The organism is Paraburkholderia acidipaludis NBRC 101816, from assembly GCF_000684975.1.
GTDB classification, from domain to species: domain Bacteria; phylum Pseudomonadota; class Gammaproteobacteria; order Burkholderiales; family Burkholderiaceae; genus Paraburkholderia; species Paraburkholderia acidipaludis.
In genome coordinates this window covers 223,201-241,981 of record NZ_BAXZ01000010.1, presented here as the reverse complement: position 1 = coordinate 241,981, position 18,781 = coordinate 223,201, and the positions used below count along the sequence as shown (strand labels likewise).

General features: G+C 64.1%; 20 protein-coding genes and 1 tRNA gene. 12 read left to right on the top strand and 9 right to left on the bottom strand.

The genetic code is table 11. The annotated features are described in order from the left end of the window. Nucleotides 1-76 precede the first annotated feature (76 nt). Nucleotides 77-1,393: a putative hydroxymethylpyrimidine transporter CytX gene (gene cytX, locus BAC01S_RS14455; protein ID WP_027795407.1), complete on the bottom strand. Its 1,317-nt coding sequence runs from the start codon at nucleotides 1,391-1,393 to the stop codon at nucleotides 77-79. A 195-nt stretch (nucleotides 1,394-1,588) separates the two neighbouring features. Between cytX and BAC01S_RS14450 the strand changes: the two genes are divergently transcribed. The 3 genes from BAC01S_RS14450 to BAC01S_RS14440 all read left to right on the top strand — a co-directional run bounded on the left by BAC01S_RS14450 (nucleotide 1,589) and on the right by BAC01S_RS14440 (nucleotide 4,554). Next, nucleotides 1,589-2,920 carry a replication-associated recombination protein A gene (locus BAC01S_RS14450; protein WP_027795406.1) on the top strand — a complete coding sequence of 444 codons (1,332 nt, stop codon included), beginning with the start codon at nucleotides 1,589-1,591 and terminating at the stop codon, nucleotides 2,918-2,920. Nucleotides 2,921-3,007: 87 nt separating this feature from the next. Beyond that, nucleotides 3,008-4,300, top strand: a complete 1,293-nt coding sequence (gene serS / locus BAC01S_RS14445; protein WP_027795405.1) for a serine--tRNA ligase — start codon at nucleotides 3,008-3,010, stop codon at nucleotides 4,298-4,300. Between the two features lie 163 nt (nucleotides 4,301-4,463). Then, nucleotides 4,464-4,554, top strand: a tRNA-Ser gene (locus BAC01S_RS14440). 197 nt (nucleotides 4,555-4,751) lie between these two features. Here BAC01S_RS14440 and BAC01S_RS14435 read toward each other — a convergent pair. The 3 genes from BAC01S_RS14435 to BAC01S_RS14425 all read right to left on the bottom strand — a co-directional run bounded on the left by BAC01S_RS14435 (nucleotide 4,752) and on the right by BAC01S_RS14425 (nucleotide 7,877). Beyond that, the gene (locus BAC01S_RS14435; RefSeq protein ID WP_084168585.1) at nucleotides 4,752-6,644 is read right to left on the bottom strand and encodes a phospholipase effector Tle1 domain-containing protein; all 1,893 of its coding nucleotides are present in this window, start codon (nucleotides 6,642-6,644) and stop codon (nucleotides 4,752-4,754) included. Between the two features lie 29 nt (nucleotides 6,645-6,673). Continuing rightward, nucleotides 6,674-7,267, bottom strand: coding sequence for a DUF3304 domain-containing protein (locus BAC01S_RS14430; RefSeq protein WP_027795403.1), 594 nt, complete (start codon nucleotides 7,265-7,267; stop codon nucleotides 6,674-6,676). A gap of 259 nt (nucleotides 7,268-7,526) precedes the next feature. After that, nucleotides 7,527-7,877, bottom strand: coding sequence for an Arm DNA-binding domain-containing protein (locus BAC01S_RS14425; RefSeq protein ID WP_027795402.1), 351 nt, complete (start codon nucleotides 7,875-7,877; stop codon nucleotides 7,527-7,529). 221 nt (nucleotides 7,878-8,098) lie between these two features. Here BAC01S_RS14425 and map point away from each other — a divergent pair, with 221 nt between their 5' ends. The 6 genes from map to BAC01S_RS14395 all read left to right on the top strand — a co-directional run bounded on the left by map (nucleotide 8,099) and on the right by BAC01S_RS14395 (nucleotide 12,379). Then, nucleotides 8,099-8,884 carry a type I methionyl aminopeptidase gene (gene map, locus BAC01S_RS14420; protein WP_027795401.1) on the top strand — a complete coding sequence of 262 codons (786 nt, stop codon included), beginning with the start codon at nucleotides 8,099-8,101 and terminating at the stop codon, nucleotides 8,882-8,884. 171 nt (nucleotides 8,885-9,055) lie between these two features. Further along, entirely contained in the window at nucleotides 9,056-9,604 is a 549-nt protein-coding gene (locus BAC01S_RS31330) for a GNAT family N-acetyltransferase (RefSeq protein ID WP_043202246.1), read from the top strand. A gap of 206 nt (nucleotides 9,605-9,810) precedes the next feature. Further along, complete coding sequence (gene minC / locus BAC01S_RS14410; protein WP_027795400.1) at nucleotides 9,811-10,680, top strand: septum site-determining protein MinC; 870 nt, start codon at nucleotides 9,811-9,813, stop codon at nucleotides 10,678-10,680. An 87-nt stretch (nucleotides 10,681-10,767) separates the two neighbouring features. Continuing rightward, nucleotides 10,768-11,583, top strand: a complete 816-nt coding sequence (minD, locus tag BAC01S_RS14405) for a septum site-determining protein MinD (RefSeq protein WP_027795399.1) — start codon at nucleotides 10,768-10,770, stop codon at nucleotides 11,581-11,583. Nucleotides 11,584-11,597: 14 nt separating this feature from the next. Next, nucleotides 11,598-11,852, top strand: coding sequence for a cell division topological specificity factor MinE (gene minE / locus BAC01S_RS14400; RefSeq protein WP_027795398.1), 255 nt, complete (start codon nucleotides 11,598-11,600; stop codon nucleotides 11,850-11,852). A gap of 209 nt (nucleotides 11,853-12,061) precedes the next feature. After that, nucleotides 12,062-12,379 carry a YXWGXW repeat-containing protein gene (locus tag BAC01S_RS14395; RefSeq protein WP_027795397.1) on the top strand — a complete coding sequence of 106 codons (318 nt, stop codon included), beginning with the start codon at nucleotides 12,062-12,064 and terminating at the stop codon, nucleotides 12,377-12,379. Nucleotides 12,380-12,472: 93 nt separating this feature from the next. Here BAC01S_RS14395 and BAC01S_RS31325 read toward each other — a convergent pair whose 3' ends face one another. Then, nucleotides 12,473-13,891 carry a chloride channel protein gene (locus tag BAC01S_RS31325; protein ID WP_084168584.1) on the bottom strand — a complete coding sequence of 473 codons (1,419 nt, stop codon included), beginning with the start codon at nucleotides 13,889-13,891 and terminating at the stop codon, nucleotides 12,473-12,475. A 221-nt stretch (nucleotides 13,892-14,112) separates the two neighbouring features. Between BAC01S_RS31325 and waaC the strand changes: the two genes are divergently transcribed. Together waaC and BAC01S_RS35800 are read left to right on the top strand one after the other, a co-directional pair. Beyond that, nucleotides 14,113-15,117, top strand: coding sequence for a lipopolysaccharide heptosyltransferase I (gene waaC / locus BAC01S_RS14385; RefSeq protein ID WP_027795396.1), 1,005 nt, complete (start codon nucleotides 14,113-14,115; stop codon nucleotides 15,115-15,117). A gap of 291 nt (nucleotides 15,118-15,408) precedes the next feature. Further along, the gene (locus tag BAC01S_RS35800; protein ID WP_281175909.1) at nucleotides 15,409-15,531 is read left to right on the top strand and encodes a hypothetical protein; all 123 of its coding nucleotides are present in this window, start codon (nucleotides 15,409-15,411) and stop codon (nucleotides 15,529-15,531) included. A gap of 57 nt (nucleotides 15,532-15,588) precedes the next feature. Here the strand turns inward: BAC01S_RS35800 and BAC01S_RS14375 are convergent, their stop codons facing one another. The 4 genes from BAC01S_RS14375 to BAC01S_RS14360 all read right to left on the bottom strand — a co-directional run bounded on the left by BAC01S_RS14375 (nucleotide 15,589) and on the right by BAC01S_RS14360 (nucleotide 18,260). Then, a complete protein-coding gene (locus tag BAC01S_RS14375; RefSeq protein WP_027795395.1) occupies nucleotides 15,589-15,768 on the bottom strand; it encodes a hypothetical protein in 180 nt (59 codons plus the stop codon). A gap of 155 nt (nucleotides 15,769-15,923) precedes the next feature. Beyond that, on the bottom strand, nucleotides 15,924-17,237 hold the full coding sequence (locus BAC01S_RS14370) for an MFS transporter (RefSeq protein ID WP_027795394.1): 1,314 nt from the start codon (nucleotides 17,235-17,237) through the stop codon (nucleotides 15,924-15,926). A 166-nt stretch (nucleotides 17,238-17,403) separates the two neighbouring features. Continuing rightward, a complete protein-coding gene (locus tag BAC01S_RS14365) occupies nucleotides 17,404-17,916 on the bottom strand; it encodes an energy transducer TonB family protein (protein WP_027795393.1) in 513 nt (170 codons plus the stop codon). Nucleotides 17,917-18,047: 131 nt separating this feature from the next. Next, nucleotides 18,048-18,260, bottom strand: coding sequence for a hypothetical protein (locus tag BAC01S_RS14360; RefSeq protein WP_027795392.1), 213 nt, complete (start codon nucleotides 18,258-18,260; stop codon nucleotides 18,048-18,050). Nucleotides 18,261-18,494: 234 nt separating this feature from the next. Between BAC01S_RS14360 and BAC01S_RS31320 the strand changes: the two genes are divergently transcribed. Continuing rightward, nucleotides 18,495-18,692: a type II toxin-antitoxin system RelE/ParE family toxin gene (locus tag BAC01S_RS31320; protein WP_456088820.1), complete on the top strand. Its 198-nt coding sequence runs from the start codon at nucleotides 18,495-18,497 to the stop codon at nucleotides 18,690-18,692. The last annotated feature ends 89 nt before the right edge of the window (nucleotides 18,693-18,781 follow it).

Here is an 18,781-nt window from a genome sequence, read left to right as displayed (position 1 = left end):
ATCGCGCTCGCACGAACGAAAACGCCGCGCCTGGCGGCGCGGCGTTGGGTTCAGGCGTTAGTCGAAGCTGACGGCGTTATGCGTAAGCGGCGCGCCGGCGGCTGGCCAGCACGAGGTAGCAAAGCGCGCCGACCACGAGCGACGGCAGCGTCGCACCGAGATTCGGCAGCCACTGATTGAGCGCCTGATAGGCGCCGAAGCCGATCACCCACGCCACGAATGCGCTCACGTGCCAGCCGCCCGAATAGCCGTACACGCCGCTCAGATCGGCGAGCGCCTTGGGTTCGATGCGGCGGCGGCGCACCACGAAATGATCGGCCAGCACGACGCCGAAGAGCGGCGCGAACACCGAACCGATGAAGAGCAGGAAGTTCTCGTAACGCGCCATCGGCACGACGATGCCGATCAGCGTGCAGATCGCGCCGAACGCCGCCGAGAGCCAGGGCACGCTCGCGCGCGTCCAGAACGTCCCGGTGGAAACGGCGGCCGAGTGAATGTCGGCGAAGGCGTTGTCCACCTCGTCGATCAGCACGAGCAGCAGCGCGAAGCCGCCGCCCGCCTGGGCAAGCGCCGAGGTGAGGAGGGCGTCGCCGCCGCCCGCCGCGAGGCCGTAGATCGCGCCGAGCGCATAGAACCAGAGGTTCGCGATGCCATAGCCGACCAGCGTGCCGCGGAAGGTTTCGCCGGCGCGGCGGCCAAAGCGCGTGTAGTCGGCAATCAGCGGCAGCCACGAGAGCGGCATCGCCACCACGAGGTCGATGGCGCTGCCGAACGGCATGTCGCCCGTGCCGGGGCGGCGCATCAGCGCGCCCAGGTCGTGGCGCGCGAGCAGATTCCACGTGAGCCACGCGGCGCCCGCGAGCAGCAGCCAGATCCCCCACGTCCGCAAAAAGCGCCGCACGAACGAGAGCGGACCGCTCACGGCGAGCAGCGTCGCGAGGAGGCCGGCCAGCAGCGTCCAGACGAGTGGCACCGAGAAGCCGAAGGCCTGCTTTGCGAGCGCGTCGGCGGAGTCGCGCATCACGATGATCTCGAACGAGCCCCAGCCCACGAGCTGCACCATGTTGATGATGGCCGGCACCGAGGCGCCGCGCACGCCGAGCGTGGGGCGCAGCGACGACATGGCGGCGAGCCCGGTATCCGTGCCGATCACGCCCGCGAGCGCGAGCAGCACCACGCCGATCACGGTGCCGATGCCGATCGCCGCGAGCGCGGCCGGCAGCGCGAGGCCCGGCACGAGCAATGCGCCCGCTTGCGCGACGAGCAGGCCGATGCCGAGCGAGAACCACAGCGCGAAGGCGTCGCCGGTGCGGAACTGGCGGCGCGCGTCGGGCACCGGCAGGAGCGGGGCGTAGGTGGAGCCGGCTGCGCCGGCGGGTGAATCCTGGGTCATCGGGAGAAGTGTCCTCTGGTGTCGTCGAATGATTTTGGTATTTTCGGGTCGGATCATGCGCGGCGTGGCTGCTTGTTCCGGCGCACCTCGCCCCGCCGCCGCACACTGTCATAATGCACGATTGGATCTGGCGCGGCCGACGTTCCCCCTTTTGGAGTGGTCGCGCCGAAAAGCCGACATTATCGCGAAAACCTCATGTTCGAAGAAACCCGTGCCAACGTACCGCTCGCCGAGCGGCTGCGCCCGCGCTCCATCGACGAAGTCATCGGCCAGAAGCATCTGCTTGGGCCCAACAAGCCGTTGCGTGTCGCGTTCGAGTCCGGCGAAGCGCATTCGATGATCCTCTGGGGGCCGCCGGGCGTCGGCAAGACTACGCTCGCGCGCCTCATGGCCGACGCCTTTCACGCCGAATTCATCGCGCTTTCGGCGGTGCTCTCGGGCGTGAAGGACATCCGCGAGGCGGTGGAGACCGCGCAGCTGCATCGTGCGCACGGCCATCAGACGCTTGTGTTCGTCGACGAAGTCCATCGCTTTAACAAGAGCCAGCAGGACGCATTCCTGCCGCACGTGGAATCGGGCCTGTTCGTGTTCGTCGGCGCGACGACTGAAAACCCCTCGTTCGAAGTGAACAGTGCGCTGCTGTCGCGCGCGGCGGTGTACGTGCTGAAGAGCCTCGACGAGGAAGAGCAGGGCGAGCTGCTCGAGCGCGCCAGCGCGGAGCTGGGCGGCCTGACCTTCGCGGACGAGGCGAAGAAGGCGCTGATCGGCTCGGCCGACGGCGACGGGCGCAAGCTCCTGAACAATCTGGAAATCGTGGCGCGCGCCGCCGCGCAGCAGAAGTCCACGGAAATCGACACGGCGCTGCTGGGCAGTGCGCTCGCGGAGAATCTGCGTCGCTTCGACAAGGGCGGCGACGCCTTCTACGACCAGATCAGCGCGCTGCACAAGTCGGTGCGCGGCAGCAACCCGGACGGCGCGCTCTACTGGTTCTGCCGCATGCTCGACGGCGGCGCCGACCCGCGCTACCTCGCGCGGCGCATCGTGCGCATGGCGTGGGAGGACATCGGCCTGGCCGACCCGCGCGCGGGGCGCATCACGCTCGACGCCGCCGAGACTTACGAGCGCCTCGGTTCCCCCGAGGGTGAGCTCGCCCTCGCGCAGGCCGTGATCTACCTGGCCGTCGCGCCCAAGTCGAACGCGGGCTACATGGCGTACAACGAGGCGCGGCGCTTTGTCGGCAAGGACCAGTCGCGTGCCGTGCCGGTTCATCTGCGCAACGCGCCCACCAAGCTCATGAAGGAACTGGGCTACGGCCACGAATACCGCTACGCGCACGACGAACCCGATGCCTACGCGGCGGGCGAGACCTATCTGCCGGACGGCATGCGCGAGCCGCGCTGGTATCAGCCGACGCCGCGCGGGCTTGAAGGCAAGATCGGCGAGAAGCTCGCGCGCCTTGCCGAACTCGACGCGCAATGGCGCGAGGAACACAAGGACGAGATTCGCGAGAAGAAGCGCCGGAGCTGAACGCCGCCGGGACGGGCGCCCTCGGACCCCGCGCGCCGGTGCGCTAAAATTGCCACTTCACACAACGAAACTGCGTCTCACAATCCCATGCTCGACATCCAGCTGCTGCGCAAAGACCTCGAAGGCGTCGCGAAGCGCCTCGCCGACCGCGGCTACACCCTCGACGTCGCGGCTTTCTCCGCGCTCGAAGCGGAACGCCGCGCCATCCAGACCCGCACCGAAGAACTGCAGGCGCGCCGCAACAGCTTGTCGAAACAGATCGGCGCGATGAAGGGCCGTGGCGAGGACACGTCGGCGGTGATGGCCGAAGTGGGCGGCATCGGCGACGAAATGAAGGCGTCGGCCGCGAAGCTCGAAGAGATCCAGTCGAGCCTGTCCGACCTGCTGCTCGGCGTGCCCAATCTGCCGCACGACAGCGCGCCGGTGGGCAAGGACGAAAACGACAACGTCGAAGTGCGCCGCTGGGGCACGCCGCGCCAGTTCGAGTTCGAAGTGAAGGACCACGTGGACGTGGGCACGCCGCTCGGCCTCGACTTCGAGACCGGCGCGAAGCTCTCGGGCGCGCGCTTCACGATGCTGCGCGGCCAGATGGCGCGCCTGCACCGCGCGCTCGCGCAGTTCATGCTCGACACGCATACGCTGCAGCACGGTTACGCGGAAACCTACACGCCGTACATCGTCAATCCGGACATCCTGTACGGCACGGGCCAACTGCCCAAGTTCGCCGACGACATGTTCCGCGTGGAGAAGGGCGGCGCCGAGAACACGGTCACGCAGTACCTGATCTCGACTTCGGAGATCTCGCTCACGAACACGGTGCGCGAGAGCATCGTCGAGGCGAACGCACTGCCGATCAAGCTCACGGCGCATTCGCCGTGCTTCCGTTCGGAGGCCGGTTCGTATGGCCGCGACACGCGCGGCATGATTCGCCAGCATCAGTTCGACAAGGTGGAAATGGTGCAGATCGTCGCGCCGGAAACGTCTTATGACGCGCTGGAGCAGATGGTCGTCCACGCCGAGACGATCCTGCAGAAGCTCGGCCTGCCGTATCGCGTGATTACGCTGTGCACGGGCGACATGGGCTTTTCGGCGGCGAAGACGTATGACCTCGAAGTCTGGCTGCCCGCGCAGAACACCTATCGCGAAATTTCGAGCTGCTCGAATACCGAAGCGTTCCAGGCGCGCCGCATGCAGGCGCGTTATCGCAACGCGCAGGGCAAGCCGGAACTCGTGCATACGCTCAACGGTTCGGGCCTCGCGGTCGGCCGCGCGCTCGTGGCGGTGCTGGAGAATTATCAGGAAGCAGACGGTTCGGTGACGGTGCCTGAAGTGCTGCGTCCGTACATGGGTGGGGTGGCGCGCCTCGCAGCGAACGGTTGACGCTCTCCGGTACACGGTGTTTTTCTCGCCCTCCGATTTTTTGAAAGAGGGCTTGGAAAATGCTGCAGGATGTTCTATAATCTTCGCTTCGCCAGTCAACGACCGGGCTGGCGAGATCGCGGTGAAGGCATGTTTGTAGTGCTCGCCGCGGTAGTAGAACACCGGAGAGGTGGCAGAGTGGTCGATTGTACCTGACTCGAAATCAGGCGTACGGTTCCCCCGTACCGTGGGTTCGAATCCCACCCTCTCCGCCAGATTTAAGGTAAAGGCCCCGTAAAGTCAATGACTTACGGGGCTTTCGTTTTTCCGACCCACAAAACGACCCACGTGGCGACTCGCTCATACGGCAACCAGGGCGCTGCGCGCATTGCGACGAGGGAAGGCGTACCAAAGAAAAACTGCGCACATGGCGCGGCTTTGGGACTTCTCGTGGCGTCTCAGCCGCCAGCGATTACAGTACACCGGCCCCCGGGATGGGATCGGGCAGCGGGGCGACTGGCGCGGGCAGTTCGTCTTCAATCGGGCGCAACATGAAATAGCTGACGGCATTCAGCGCCGCGTCGTTCAGCGGTTCGGTCATGGTGTTGTGGAAAACGTGGTCGAAGAAAGCCAACACCAGCGGTGGCAGGGACTGCGGATTTTCCCAGGTCAACCCCAGTTCCTTCGCATCTGGGTCCGCGATATCCGTGGCCGACGTACCGGGCATCGTTACATTCACGCCCAGTTCGGGCGAGAACGATCCGCCCGAATTGTCGATCAACGCCTGATATTCGAAGGCTGCGCGATTCGAGAAATGCGTGCCGTCAGTTTTTCCAAGGCGGTCATTGACTCGGCGCAAATACGAGACGAATACCTTCTGATGTGCCATGAAGTGCTTTTCAAGCGGGCCAGACGCGTGAACGTGCCGAAGATACGCCTGGAACAGATCGTCAACCGTATACGTCGCGCCATTGACGCTCAGCGGTGCCTTTGATCGGAATTCCCGAAGTACGCCCGGCAGTTTCGCCGCTAGTTGATCGAGCCGTTGCAAGGGCACGCCGCTAGACCACGCCTCCTCGTGCATGCAACGCGCGACGAGTTTCGCAAGTTCATTGCTCTTGCCACCGTCCCCGTTACGCGCGCCGCCGCCGATATCGGGCTGCGTACCGGGGAAAACGACTTCGGTGATCCGGTCCTTGGCCTGTGACTTGCGCAGCGAATCAACACGCTTGTAGAAGCGCAGTTCATTGGCGGCGACGTAGTGCACCACGCGCCTGACCTGGTCGGGAATCTCCACAGCGTCGAGCCTGCGCTTGATCAGCGACACGAGTTGCAATGCGCCGTCGGCAAGGTAACGGACAACCGGTCGCGTGATCCCGCCCGTCGGCACCATGCCGATTGCGGTGGTAATCGCTTTGATGAAGAGCGTATCCGCGTAAGACGCCGACACGCTGTCAAACAGCCCCATGAAATCGCACTCGACCGGGATGCCCTGAAACTGCGTCTCCCCCTTGACCAGCTTGCATTCTTTCCCGAAAAGCTGGCTCGCGAAGGTTCGCGCAACCAGCGCCCCCCGGTCGTAACCAAACACAGCGATCTTGATGCGCTTGAGCGGACGCGGGTCCTTCGCCGCCTTTTCGACAATTTCCTTGAACTCCGCAACTGCCTTGTCAACACGCTTGGCCACGCCCGTTCCAAGCAATGCAGCCCCTTTTTCGCTATCGCGTATCGCGGTGACGTTTTCGGCAATCAGCATAAAGCCGACGTCCGCCCATTTCGCCTTGACGACACCCTTCCAGTCCGTGATTTTTGCCCAGACCTTCTCGCGGTCCACTTGCCCGGCAGCAACATTCTGGCCTTCAGTGGCAAGTTCGCGCATCGTCGCGTTGGGGTTGTTCCACTTGGCCTTGGCCATTGCCGAAAGAGGCTTCTTGTAGGGATCGGACACCACCCCCTGGGCCTTCCCCGTTGCGATGGATTCAGCGTCATTCTCGGCAGGTGCAAGCACGTCATGTGCCGTCACTGGGGCATTACTCAGGCGGGTGCCAAGCCCTTGGTAATAGCGCTTTTCGACACCCTTCTTGGGATCAATGATATGGGCTGCGAACAGGCGGCCAATGTTCGAGAGTGTGCCCTTCTGCGCATCGACCTTCTGGTCGTGGCCAAAACCGTCGAAGAAAAAGCTGACGTACAGTTCCTGTTCGCAGCGGTAGCAGCCGTCGGGTGGCGTATCGGGAAGCGTCTTGCTGAAGGCAATCGCACGCTTCACAATCGCGGCTGCGTCAGGCATTTCATCAACATACTCGGGGCTGGCCGCATCGGGATTGGCCGGTTTCTTTTGGAATATGCCCATCAGGTCAGACATTGCTTGATTTCCTTGGTCAGATTTCGTTGTCAGTCGTTGAACACCGTATCTGCGACGCGTCGTCCAGTTACTTGCGGCTTGACTTCAATGTCATCCAGATTGGCGGTATAGCCTGCACCGATCCGGTTACCGGGGAAGAAATAGATCTTGATATGGCCGTCCTTGGCACCTTTGGGAATGGGGGGAAGCGGGACGTCGGCCTCGTACGTTTCCATCGGCAGATTGCGGTCTGCGTCAGCCATGGATTTCCAGTCAAGAATCCACCGGACGTGAAGCGACTTGGCATCACGACGAAGGCTTGTGCAACACGTTGCACCGCTTTCTCCGTGTGCCCCCATGTTGCCGCCCCAGTCTCCGTCCACATAAAAATGTGCAATGGTGCGATCCGTCCGGTTAAATCCCATCAGGTAGAACTCACCATACGATCCCGTCTTCGTAACATCCTGGCAAAATCCAACACCCGTCACCAGCACGAACGAGGCAACGGGTACTACAGCAATCTGGAACGCAACGGCCAGCACCCACTGCCACCGCGGATCGCCGGGCTTGCGCTCCGGTAGGAACCTGCGCTGTCGTTTCCCCTGCGCGCTCGGGAATGTCCCATTTTCATTTTGCGTATTCATGTTTTGACTTTCTGAACTAGGTCAATGCGATAGAAACAGAGCCGATCACAATGCGGAGCTATTTCAGTCCTTCACGGCTTATAACCCGCAATACGGGGTGGCTCAATACGAAAACGCCTGAAAAATAGTCAGCAATTGTCAGGGCGCAAAGTCGAGAATTGCCTAAGCGGACGCGAGCTTGGGAAGTCTGATTTTGAGATGATTGTCGGTGGTTGCCGCTCGACTACTGCACCGTTCGGCGGGCGCAGTAGCTTCTTTTTTAGGGCGGCGGAATCGCCTGGCCATGCGCCCAGGCCCATTGCATCACGGCGTGCATCCGCTGGCGGGTACGGCTGGCGGTTTCTACCTTCTCCAGCCATATGGGGCGTAACACGTCGGCGCAGTCGGCGGGTGTGATCGCATCAAGCGCCTTGTCGCCCGCGTCGGCAATCGAGACTTCGGGATAGACGCCAAGGCCTGCGTCGCGACGCTTGCCCGTTACGGGGCCGGTGACGCGGAGCGTCCACTTGCTGCCCCCTGGTGGGGGGCAGCGGCCTCCCGTTACTTTGCCGTCGAGTACCGGCTTGTCGCCAGCCTTTAATGCCTTTGTCGGCTTGTCGGCGAACACCACGGCGAAGTCCAGACGGTGATCGCGGTCACGACGTTCTGCGCCTGGCGTTGTAAGATATTTCTCATCCCTGAGGGCGGCATGGACCGCGCACAGCCTGACCTGTCCGGTTCCGTGGCGGTCCCGCAGGCTGGCGGGCTTCAGCGCCCCCGGTACAATCGCTCCTTTGCCTTGAACTGGCGGCGCGGCTCGACGAGCGGTGCCGCGCGCACTTCGGTCCACAGATGGCTATCACCTACAAGTCCGCCGCCGACATCGAGCGGTTGCGCATTTCCGGCCGGCTGGCCGCCGACGTCCTTGCGATGATCGGCGAGCACGTCAGGCCCGGCGCCTCCACCGACGACCTCGACGCAATCTGCAACGACTTCATCGTCAACAAGCTCAAGGCCGTGCCGGCCAACGTGGGCTACCTCGGCTTCCCGAAGACGATCTGCACCTCGGTCAATCAGGTGGTCTGCCACGGCATTCCGAACCGCAACGAGATCCTCAAGGACGGCGACATCATCAATATCGACGTCGCCGTGATCAAGGACGGCTATTTCGGGGACACGAGCCGCATGTACACCGTGGGCACGCCGAGCACGGTGGGGCGCCAGCTGATCGACACGACCTACGAGGCGATGGTGGCCGGCATTCGCGAGGTGCGGCCGGGCGCGACGCTCGGCGACGTAGGCCACGCGATCCAACGCCGCGCGCAGGCGGACGGCTTTTCGATCGTGCGGGAGTACTGCGGGCACGGCATCGGCAAGGTCTACCACGAAGAACCGCAGGTGTTGCACTACGGCCAGCCGGGGCATGGCCTGCGCCTGAAGCCCGGCATGGTCTTCACGATCGAGCCGATGGTCAACGCGGGCCGCGCCGGCACCGCCGTGCAGCGCGACGGCTGGACGGTGGTGACGAAGGACCGCTCGCTCTCCGCGCAATGGGAGCACATGGTCGCCGTGACCGACGACGGCTACGAGCTCCTCACGCCCTGGCCGGACGGCACCGGCGACTACGAGTCGCCCTGATATACGTCAGGGCATGACTGTTGCGGCGCCGTCTGTAAAGCGCCATGTGCATGCCGGGGTGGCCGTGAAGCGTCGGCGCGACGAACGGTCACTTTTGTCAAATAAGGATTTGACTCCCAGGCGAGTTCGGTTAAAGCTACGCGTTACTGGTTTATAGGGGTTTACGACTGCATGAGTCCGTCACTGACCGTTCGCCGTATCGCCGCCGATCAGGGTGCGGTGCTTCGCGAGCTCAGAACTGCGTCGTTGCGCGATGCGCCCTACGCGTTCGGCGATGCCACGCTTGAAGACGCGCTCTCCGCCGATGCGGCGGTTTTCGATGCGGCCGCGGCCCGGTATGCGGACTCGCATTCCGTCACCTCGTTCATCCTGTACACCGAAGGCCATCCCGCCGGCCTGATCGGCGCGAGCTTCGAGAGCGCGCCGGCGCGCCGGGCATTCGTTTCGGCGCTGTGGGTCGCGCCGGCCGTGCGGCACCTGCGCGGCGGCGAACTGCTGTTGAACGCGGCAATCGACTGGCTCGTCGCCGAGGGCACCACGCAGGTCTACGCCTGGATCACCGACAACAACACGACCGCCATGCGCTTTTACGAGCGCTTCGGCTTCGTTGCAACCGGCGATCACGCGCGCAGCCAGCATTCGCCCGAACAATGGGAAACGCTGCTCGTGCGCGACGTCGGCGGTCGGGCCCCGGGCGCAACGCAGGCTCAGCCGAACTAGCGTTTCCGGCGCGCTGCCAACCGCGCGCCTTTCATCGTTCCCTTACCCATACGCGCCCTCGCGTGCGAACGGCCACGCCGCGTTTTCCTTGCGTTTGCCGTGTGGTGCGAAAGGGCCCCAGATTACCGTCGCCTGATTTAACCGCTAAAAATAATGGCCGCGCGCGTCGACGCCTGTAAAATACGCAAAATTTTTCGCCGAACGCCATGTCGCCCAGGAAATCGCCATATTTTGAACTGAAGAGCGGTTCAGTCGATACGCTTCTGTTCGTGGTCAAGACGACCGAGCTGGATGCCATGCGCGCCGAACTCACGCGGCGCTTCGAAGCTACGCCCGAATTCTTCGCGAACGACACGGTTGCCATCGATTTGCGGCGCCTCGCCGACAGCGAGCAGGTCGCGCTTGGCGACATCGTGCGCCTGCTCGAGAGCGTGCGTATGCACCCGGTCGGCGTCGTGGCGCATCCGGCGCAGCACGCATGGGCTGCCGAGGCCGGCCTGCCGTTCCTCGAAGCGCGCGACCGCCGCGGCGCGAGCGCCAAAACGGCAGCGGAGGAGGAGGCCGCCGACGCGTCGGCTGGTGTGTCCGCGGCTTCGTCCGTAGCAGCCACGGCAACCGCCGAGCCGCAGGCGACGTCCTCCGCGCCCGCACAACCCGAGCTCTTTCCCGCCGCGAGCGAGCCGCTTGCCGACACGCCCCCGGCCGCCGGCGATGCGGCCGTGCGCGCTGCGCGTGCGGAGCCGGCGCTGGTCGTCGACCGGCCGCTGCGTTCGGGCCAGCGCATCTACGCGAAGGGCGACCTGGTCGTGCTCGGCCTCGTCTCGAACGGTGCGGAAGTCATCGCCGAAGGCAACATTCACATCTACGCGCCGTTGCGCGGCCGGGCGCTGGCGGGCGTGCACGGCAATCACGACGCGCGCATCTTCTGCACGTGTCTCGAGGCGGAACTGATTTCGATTGCGGGCATCTACCGTACGACTGAAGTCCCGCTTCCCGGCGAGGTGGCCGGCAAGCCGGTGCAGATCCGGCTGGACGAAGAAGAAAAGCTGTTGATCGAACCGTTGAGGCTCACCTGACGCGCCGGCAGAAGTTGGTGCAGCGGCCAGCATAGCGGCGCGCGATGGGACCAAACTGAAGAAACTGACGAACACAAGGTTAAGGGAATGGCAAAAATCATTGTGGTGACTTCGGGCAAGGGCGGCGTGGGCAAGACGACCACGAGCGCGAGCTTCGCATCGGGCCTCGCGTTGCGCGGCCACAAGACCGCGGTCATCGACTTCGACGTGGGCCTGCGCAATCTCGACCTCATCATGGGTTGCGAGCGCCGCGTCGTGTACGACCTCATCAACGTGATCCAGGGTGAAGCGAACCTGAACCAGGCGCTCATCAAGGACAAGAAGTGCGAAAATCTCTTCATCCTGCCGGCTTCGCAAACGCGCGACAAGGACGCGCTCACGAAGGAAGGCGTGGAAAAGGTGATCGAGGACCTGCGCAAGATGGACTTCGAGTACATCGTGTGCGATTCGCCCGCGGGCATCGAGTCGGGCGCGCTGCTCGCGATGCACTTCGCCGACGAAGCGCTCATCGTGACGAACCCGGAAGTCTCCTCGGTGCGCGATTCGGACCGCATCCTCGGCATGCTCTCGTCGAAGACGAAGCGCGCGATCGAAGGCGCGGATCCCGTCAAGGAGCACCTGCTCATCACGCGCTACAACCCGAAGCGCGTGAGCGAAGGCGAAATGCTCTCGCTGACCGACATTCAGGAAATCCTGCGCATCGAGCTGATCGGCGTGATTCCGGAGTCGGAAGCCGTGCTGCACGCATCGAATCAGGGTCTGCCCGCCGTGCACCTCGACGGCACCGATGTCGCCGAATCGTACAAGGACGTCGTCTCGCGCTTCCTTGGCGAAGACAAGTCGCTTCGTTTCACCGATTACCAGAAGCCGGGCCTCTTTCAGCGCCTCTTCGGCAACAAGTAAGGGAGGCGCACGTCATGTCGTTTCTTTCGTTTTTTCTCGGCGAGAAGAAGAAGTCCGCCTCGGTAGCGAAGGAACGCCTGCAGCTCATCATCGCTCACGAGCGGGCAGGCGGCCATCCGCCCGCCGATTATCTGCCGGCGTTGCAGCGCGAACTGGTTGCGGTGATCTCGAAGTACGTGAAGATTTCCGACGAAGATATACGCGTGAGTCTCGAACGCCAGGACGACCTCGAAGTGCTCGAGGTCAAGATCGAGATCCCGCAAGCCTGAGAACGTGGCGAGGCGCGCCGCCGGATTGACGCGCTTCGCCCGCCGTCTCGACCCACACGGCTTCCCAAGCCTGCATTCGCCTTGCGCGAAACAATCGGTTTCACTTCATCCACGGTCGTAATACGGCTCATGTCAGCGAAAATCGGGGTTCGCGCATTGATTGCTGTAGCGCCAACTCTGGCGTCTAACAACTGACAAGGGTGATCCATATGAACAAGTCCTTCCGCCTGATGCTCGCCAAAGGCGCGTTTCTTGCCGCTGGCGTTTGCGCAGTCGCCGCACCGGCTTTTGCCGAAGTCGTCGTCGTCGAGCCGAACATGCCGCCGCCCGCCGAGCGCGTCGAAGTGGTGCCGGCTCCGCGCGCCGGTTATGTCTGGGACAAGGGCCACTGGAAGTGGGATCACGGCCAGTACGTGTGGATCGCCGGCCACTGGCAGCGCGAGCGCGTGGGCTACCACTGGGTGCCCGGCCACTGGGTGGCGCACGGCCCGAACTGGCGTTGGGTCGAAGGCCACTGGGCGGCCTGAGGCGCCTTCGGGGGCAGGCAGCCTGCCGAGGCTGCTTGAGCAGGTTGCCTGAGAAGGCTGCCTGAGGGGACCTGAACACGAGCCCGCGGCGTTTCAGCGATCGGAGGTTTCGTTCGCGGTGGCGCTGTCGGGCTCGTTGCGTCTGAGCGGCTCGGGCACGTCGGCGGGCGCCTCGTCGGCTGCTGCTGCGGCCTGCGGTGCGGCAGCCGGCTGCGGCGGCGCCGTGTAGCGCTGCGACAAGGTTTCGTAGAGCGGCGGCGCGAAAAGGCGCGAGACGCGGCTCGCGATCAGCGCCGTGGCCATCAGCGAGATCACGAGCGCGTGACCGTTGATCATCTCCATCACGATCACGAACGACGTAATGGGTGACTGCGTGACGGCCGCGAGATAGCCGACCATCGCGAGCGCGATGAGCATCTGCAGTTCCAGGCTGCCAAACACCATGTGCAGCGCGTTGCCGAAGCCCGCGCCGATCGACAGCGACGGCGCGAAGATGCCGCCCGGAATCCCGGGCAGGTAAGAGCCCACCATCGACGCCATCTTCAGGAACGGATACGCGAGCGACAGATGCTCGCGGCCGTCGAGCAGGCCGCGCGCTTCCGCATAGCCGCTGCCGAACGTCGTGCCGCCCGAAACGAGCCCGATCACGGCGATGATGAAACCGCAGAGCGCCGCGAAGGCGATAGGCTGGTCGCCGTGCAGCTTGCGCAGCGGCGCGGGAATCCAGCGCGCGGTATTGAGCAGCAGCCAGCAGAAGACGCCGCCCGCAATGCCGGTGACGACGGCGGTGAGCAGTACCGCAACGGCGAGCAGGTCGGGAAAGTGCGAGCCGATCTGGATCGTGCCGAAGTAGGTGTAGTTGCCGTTCAGGCCGAGCGCGATCACGCCCGCGATGATGATGGTGGTGATGACCACGCCGCTCGCACGCGCTTCGAAGCTGCGCGTGAGTTCCTCGATGGCGAAGACGATGCCGGCCAGCGGCGTGTTGAACGCGGCGGAAAGCCCCGCGGCGGCGCCGGCCAGCACGAGCTTGCGCTCGATGAGCACGTTCGAGCGCGGATAGAGCCGCCGCATGTTGAACATGAGCGCGGCGCCGACCTGCACCGTCGGCCCCTCGCGGCCGATGGTGAAGCCGCCGAGAATGCCGAGAAACGACACGGCGATCTTGCCGGCCAGAATGCGCAGGGTGAGCAGCCGCTCGCCCGATTCGCCGGGTTTCGCGTGCAGCACGGCGATCACCTGCGGAATGCCGCTGCCTTCGGCGCCGCGGAAGAAAGTGCGCGTGAGCCAGACGGAAACGGCCGCGACGGCAGGCGTCAGGATAAGGGGCAGCCAGATATGCTCGCGCTGCAGGTGCAGAAAGGCGTTGTAGCCCCAGTCGATGAGGCGGGCATAGAACACGGCCACGAGACCCACGGCGACCGCGCCGAGCCACAGTACGCCGTATTGCCGCCAGAGGCGTCGTGCGCGCCGCACGAAGGTCGAATAAAGGTCGTAGTTTGCCGGTTGCATGAGCTCTGCCAGGGCGCAAAGACGAAATTATAGGGCGGGTCGGTGCGCGCCATCCTTCATGGTTTCGGCGATCGCTTCCTGACTATTCTTTCACCAGCGCTTTTCCCCGCGATAAACAAGGGCGCGATGTATCGCTGGGGATTGCCCGGATCAGCTGCTTGACGATGCCGGCATTCCGCTAGAATCTCGGAAAAATTCATGGATATTGAGCCGGCAGGACAATGAAACGGTTTCTGATTATCAAGGTGACCTCGCTGGGCGACATCGTCGAGGCATTGCCGGTGGTGGCCGACATACAGCGCGAGTTCCCCGGTGCGACGGTGGACTGGGCCTCGGACGAAGCGTTTGCCGATATCGTGCGCTGGAACGCCGGCGTCGACCGGGTACTTTGCGCGCCGCTGCGCCGCTTCAAGAAAACGCGCAAATGGAGCGACCTGAAAGCCATCTGGGATTCGATCGGCGAGTTGCGCGCCGTGCGCTACGACGCCGTGGTCGACATTCATGGCGTGTACAAGAGCGCCATCATCGCTGCGCTCACGCGCTCGAAACGGCGCTTCGGCTATCTCTCCCAGGATCTCGGCGAGCGCGGCGCGGCGTTCGCGTACAACGGGCGTTTCGGGCCGCGTCCGCGAACCGATGCGTGGACCGGCATGCGCATCAGCGCGGGCGAAGCGCTCGGCTATACGATCGATACGCCGCCCGTGTTCAACATGCGCATCCCGCGCGACGGAACGGCGCTGCCCGCGCCCGAAGGGCCGACCGCGCTGATCTTCCATGCGACGTCGAAGGACGAAAAGAAGTGGCCGGTCGCGCATTGGGGTGAACTCTGCCGCGATTTGCAGTCGCGCGGTCTGCGCGTCGAACTGCCGTGGGGCTCGGACAACGAGCGCGCCACGGCCGAAGAGATCGCCGCCATCGTGCCCGGCGCCGTGGTGCTGCCGCGTCTGACCGTCCCGCAGGTGGCGCAGCGTATCGAGGACGTTGCGCTCGTCGTCGGCACCGATACGGGCTTTGTCCACCTCTCGCACGCGCTGCTGAGGCCTACCGTGATGATCTTCGTCACGACCTCGGCGGAACACACGGGCGTGCGCGCGCCCGGCAGATCGGTTTCGGTGGGGGACGGCAACCACGTGCCGCCTGTGCAGGCCGCGCTCGACGCCGTGAGCGAGGTCTATCCGCCGCGCGCCGATGCATCGCTGCAAGGCCCGGCCGTTTCGGCTGCATGAGTGACACCGGGGCGACACGGAGACGACACGCGCCCGCCTTTTTTGCGCTTTCCCGCGCAGGCTTGCGCGCGGTTTTCCGTTTACACGTTTGTTAAAAGTGTCGCCGCGAGTTGGTGAATATGCCGTGGGCGCGGCGGCGCTGCGGGACATCGCGCCTCGCGTGTAACACGCACCACATCGCTACTTACAAATTGCAACGCCTGGCGAAGTCGCCGTCGTGTTCAATCGAATCGTCTGGAAGCCAGATACGGCACACCAGGACAACAGACATTGACTCGACGGGAGAATGAAGTGAAACGACTGACGCTAACCCTCATTGCAGGTGCATTGCTCGCGGCGGCGCTGAGCGGGTGCGTCGTGGTGCCGGCCGGCGGCTACTATGGCGGCGGCTACCATCACGGCTACTACTACTGACGCTGATCGACCCGGAGAGCGAGGGCGGCACGCGTGCCGCCACCAGCAGCATGCGACTCAGGCCAGCAGCATTTCGAGTGCGACGACCGCCGCGATGGCGGCGGCGTTAGCGGCGATCGCTTCGATCACCACGGCGCGCCAGCTCGTCGTGTGCAGCCTGAAGGCCAGCACGAGCGAAGTGCCGAGCGCGATGGCGATGATCAGGACGACGTCGGCGTTGTTCAGATGGATGTTCATCGTCGACCCCCGGAATGGGAAAGACAGCGTGGGCTGACCGAAATACTGATCTGTTGAACGAAGTATAGTCAGGCGCCGCACGCGCTCAAAGTGGACAAAAAAAGCGGAGTCCGTTTTTGCGGACGCCGCTTTTTTATCAGGGATGGCCCTGGGTATTACATCAGTGTCCTGTCGCGTGTCTCGTGCATGCACAGGACACCGAACAGGCTGATCGCGGCCGCGATCGACACGTACGCGCCAACCCACGACAGGCCGCCGCGCGCGGCGAGCACCTGAGCGATATACGGCGCCACCGAAGCGCCGAGAATGCCGCCCAGGTTGTACGCCACGCCCGCACCGGTATAGCGCACGCTCGTGGGGAAGAGCTCGGGCAGGAGCGCGCCCATCGGCGCGAAGGTGGCGCCCATCAGGAACAGCTCGATCACAAGGAATAGCAGCACGAGCGGCAGCGAACCGCTGCCGAGCAGCGGCGCCATCGTGAAGCCCGAGGCGATCGCCGCGATGCAGCCGGCGGTTAGTACCGGCTTGCGGCCCCAGCGGTCGCTTGCCCATGCCGAGAGCGGTGTGGCGAGACCCATGAAGACGACCGCGACGCACAGCATGCCGAGGAAGGTCGGACGCGGAATATGCAGCGCCGTCACGCCGTGCGAGAGCGAGAACACCGTGGCGTTGTAGAACAGCGTGTAGCAGACGACCATCGCGAGCGCGCCAAGGAGCGTGGGCCGCCAGTGATGGGCGAGGAGCGTCACGACCGGCACGCGCACGCGCTCCTCGCGCTCGATGGCCGCCTTGAAGGCGGGTGTTTCGGCAATCTTCAACCGCACATAGAGGCCGAGCGCGACGAGCACGGCCGAAACGACGAACGGCACGCGCCAGCCCCAGTCGCGGAACTGCTGGTCGGAGAGCGTCGAGGCGAGGCCGAAGAAAAGGCCGTTCGAGGCGAGAAAACCCACCGACGGCCCGAGCTGCGGGAACATGCCGAACCAGCCGCGCTTGCCGGCGGGCGCGTATTCGGTCGCGAGCAGCGCGGCGCCGCCCCATTCGCCGCCGAGGCCGATCCCCTGGCCGAAGCGCAGGACGCATAGCAGGATCGGCGCGAGGCCGCCGATCGAGTCATAGCCGGGCACGAAACCGATCAGCGTGGTGGAGAGGCCCATGACGAGCAGCGAGGCGACGAGCGTCGATTTGCGGCCGATACGGTCGCCGAAATGGCCGAACAGAAAGGAGCCGATGGGCCGCGCGACGAACGCGATGCCGAACGTGACGAAAGCCGAAAGCGCCTGCGCCGTCGCCGAGCCGTGCGGGAAGAACACCGGGCCGATCACGAGCGCGGCGGCCGTTGCGTATACATAGAAATCGTAGAACTCGATCGCGGTGCCGATAAAGCTCGCGAAGATCACGCGCGCCGTGCGCGTCGCGCCGGCGCCGTTCTCGCCGGCGCGCGCGGGCGAAATCGGGGAAGTCGACATGTACCAAGTCTCCAGTCGTTGTGAGGCACGTGGTCGCCGGGTTTGGCGTCATCCGGCGGTGTGCGTCTTTGTTCGGGGCGCAGCGCTTGGCCGGCTAGATAGCGAAAAATTATAACGACCGCAGTTTGCGCGCAGCAAGGCGGCGCGGGCGCGGCTGGTTGGCCGTTCAGTCGAAGTTCTGGGCCTGCGGCGACGCGAGCGTGCGCAACTGGAACTTGCCGTTGTCGTTGAAGAGCCAGTCTTCGAACATTTCGAGCTGACCTGCCGGGTTGAGCAGCCGTTCCGGAGGCACGGGCAAGGGTGCCGCGCGGCGCAGCGTAGATAGCGCGGTGGCTTCGGCCTCGTCGTCGCCGTTGGTGCGATAGACCGACGACTTCACAATCTGGCCGTTGCGGTCCACGACGAAGGAAACGACCACGAGCGAGCGCAGCATCGCCTGAGGCGAGCCGTGCAGGATATACGAGGGGTTGCGATCGACGATGCGGTGGGCAACGGCCGTGCGGTACTGGTCGAGCGTGTTGCTGTTGATGGCTGCGGGCGGAATGATCAGGAGCGGACGCTGCGGGGGCGTGATGGTGCAGGCGCTCGCGATTAGCAGGGGCAAAACGAAGCCGAAGCGCCGCAGCAGATTGGCGCGTGACGCGGCGAAGCCGCCAGGCGGGCAGGCGCGGATGAGCATTGTCGAACAAGCTCGGAGGCGAGACCAGATTCGAGCTTAGTCGAAATGCTCGCGGATGCAACCCGCTGTGACCTGCGCCATGCGCGGGAGACTCGGTGACGCCATTAAGACGAGGTGGGACGGCCCGAGGCTTACTCGAGCGGGAACTGCGCGCACGGGTCGGTCGCGACCGTTGCGCAGGCATACGAGTACTCGCCGCTCTTCAGAAAGAGATCCTTGCCCTGCTGGAAGTTCGCGCGGAAGTCGGGCGAGCTTTCCCAGGCGATGAAGCCGGAGCACATCACGGCAGACAAAACGACGAGCGTGAAGGCGATCTTTTCGAGGATTTGGTAACGGTGCGGCATGGTGGTGATTTCCCGGAATGCGTGGGATTTTACCGTATTATTAGGGTTTTCACCTAGTTTTGTGTTTGGATGGTGCTGGCATCGGGCCCTGTTTTCTGTGTCATTGCCAGGGTGTAGCCAGAGGCTACACCCTGGCAATGATCGAACTGCGCAAAACCACTGAATTCGCCCGATGGATTGATGGTTTGCGCGATCTCCGGGCGCGTGCCCGCATCCAGCCGTATTTAGCGGCTGATGGATGGAAACCCCGGCGATGTGAAGCCGGTAGCGGAGGGCGTTTCCGAGTTGCGCATCGACTATGGACCTGGATACCGGGTGTATTACACACAGCGCCGCGGCGTTTTTATCATCCTGCTATGTGGGGGTGACAAGCGCACGCAGGATGCGGATATTGCTCGCGCACTGCGTCTCGCACGCGAACTGGAGAGTTGACAATGGCTACCATCGCGAACAAGGTTGAAAGTGCTTATCACCGGACTGATTTGCTGGAACAGCGCCGCCCGATGATGGAGGCGTGGGCA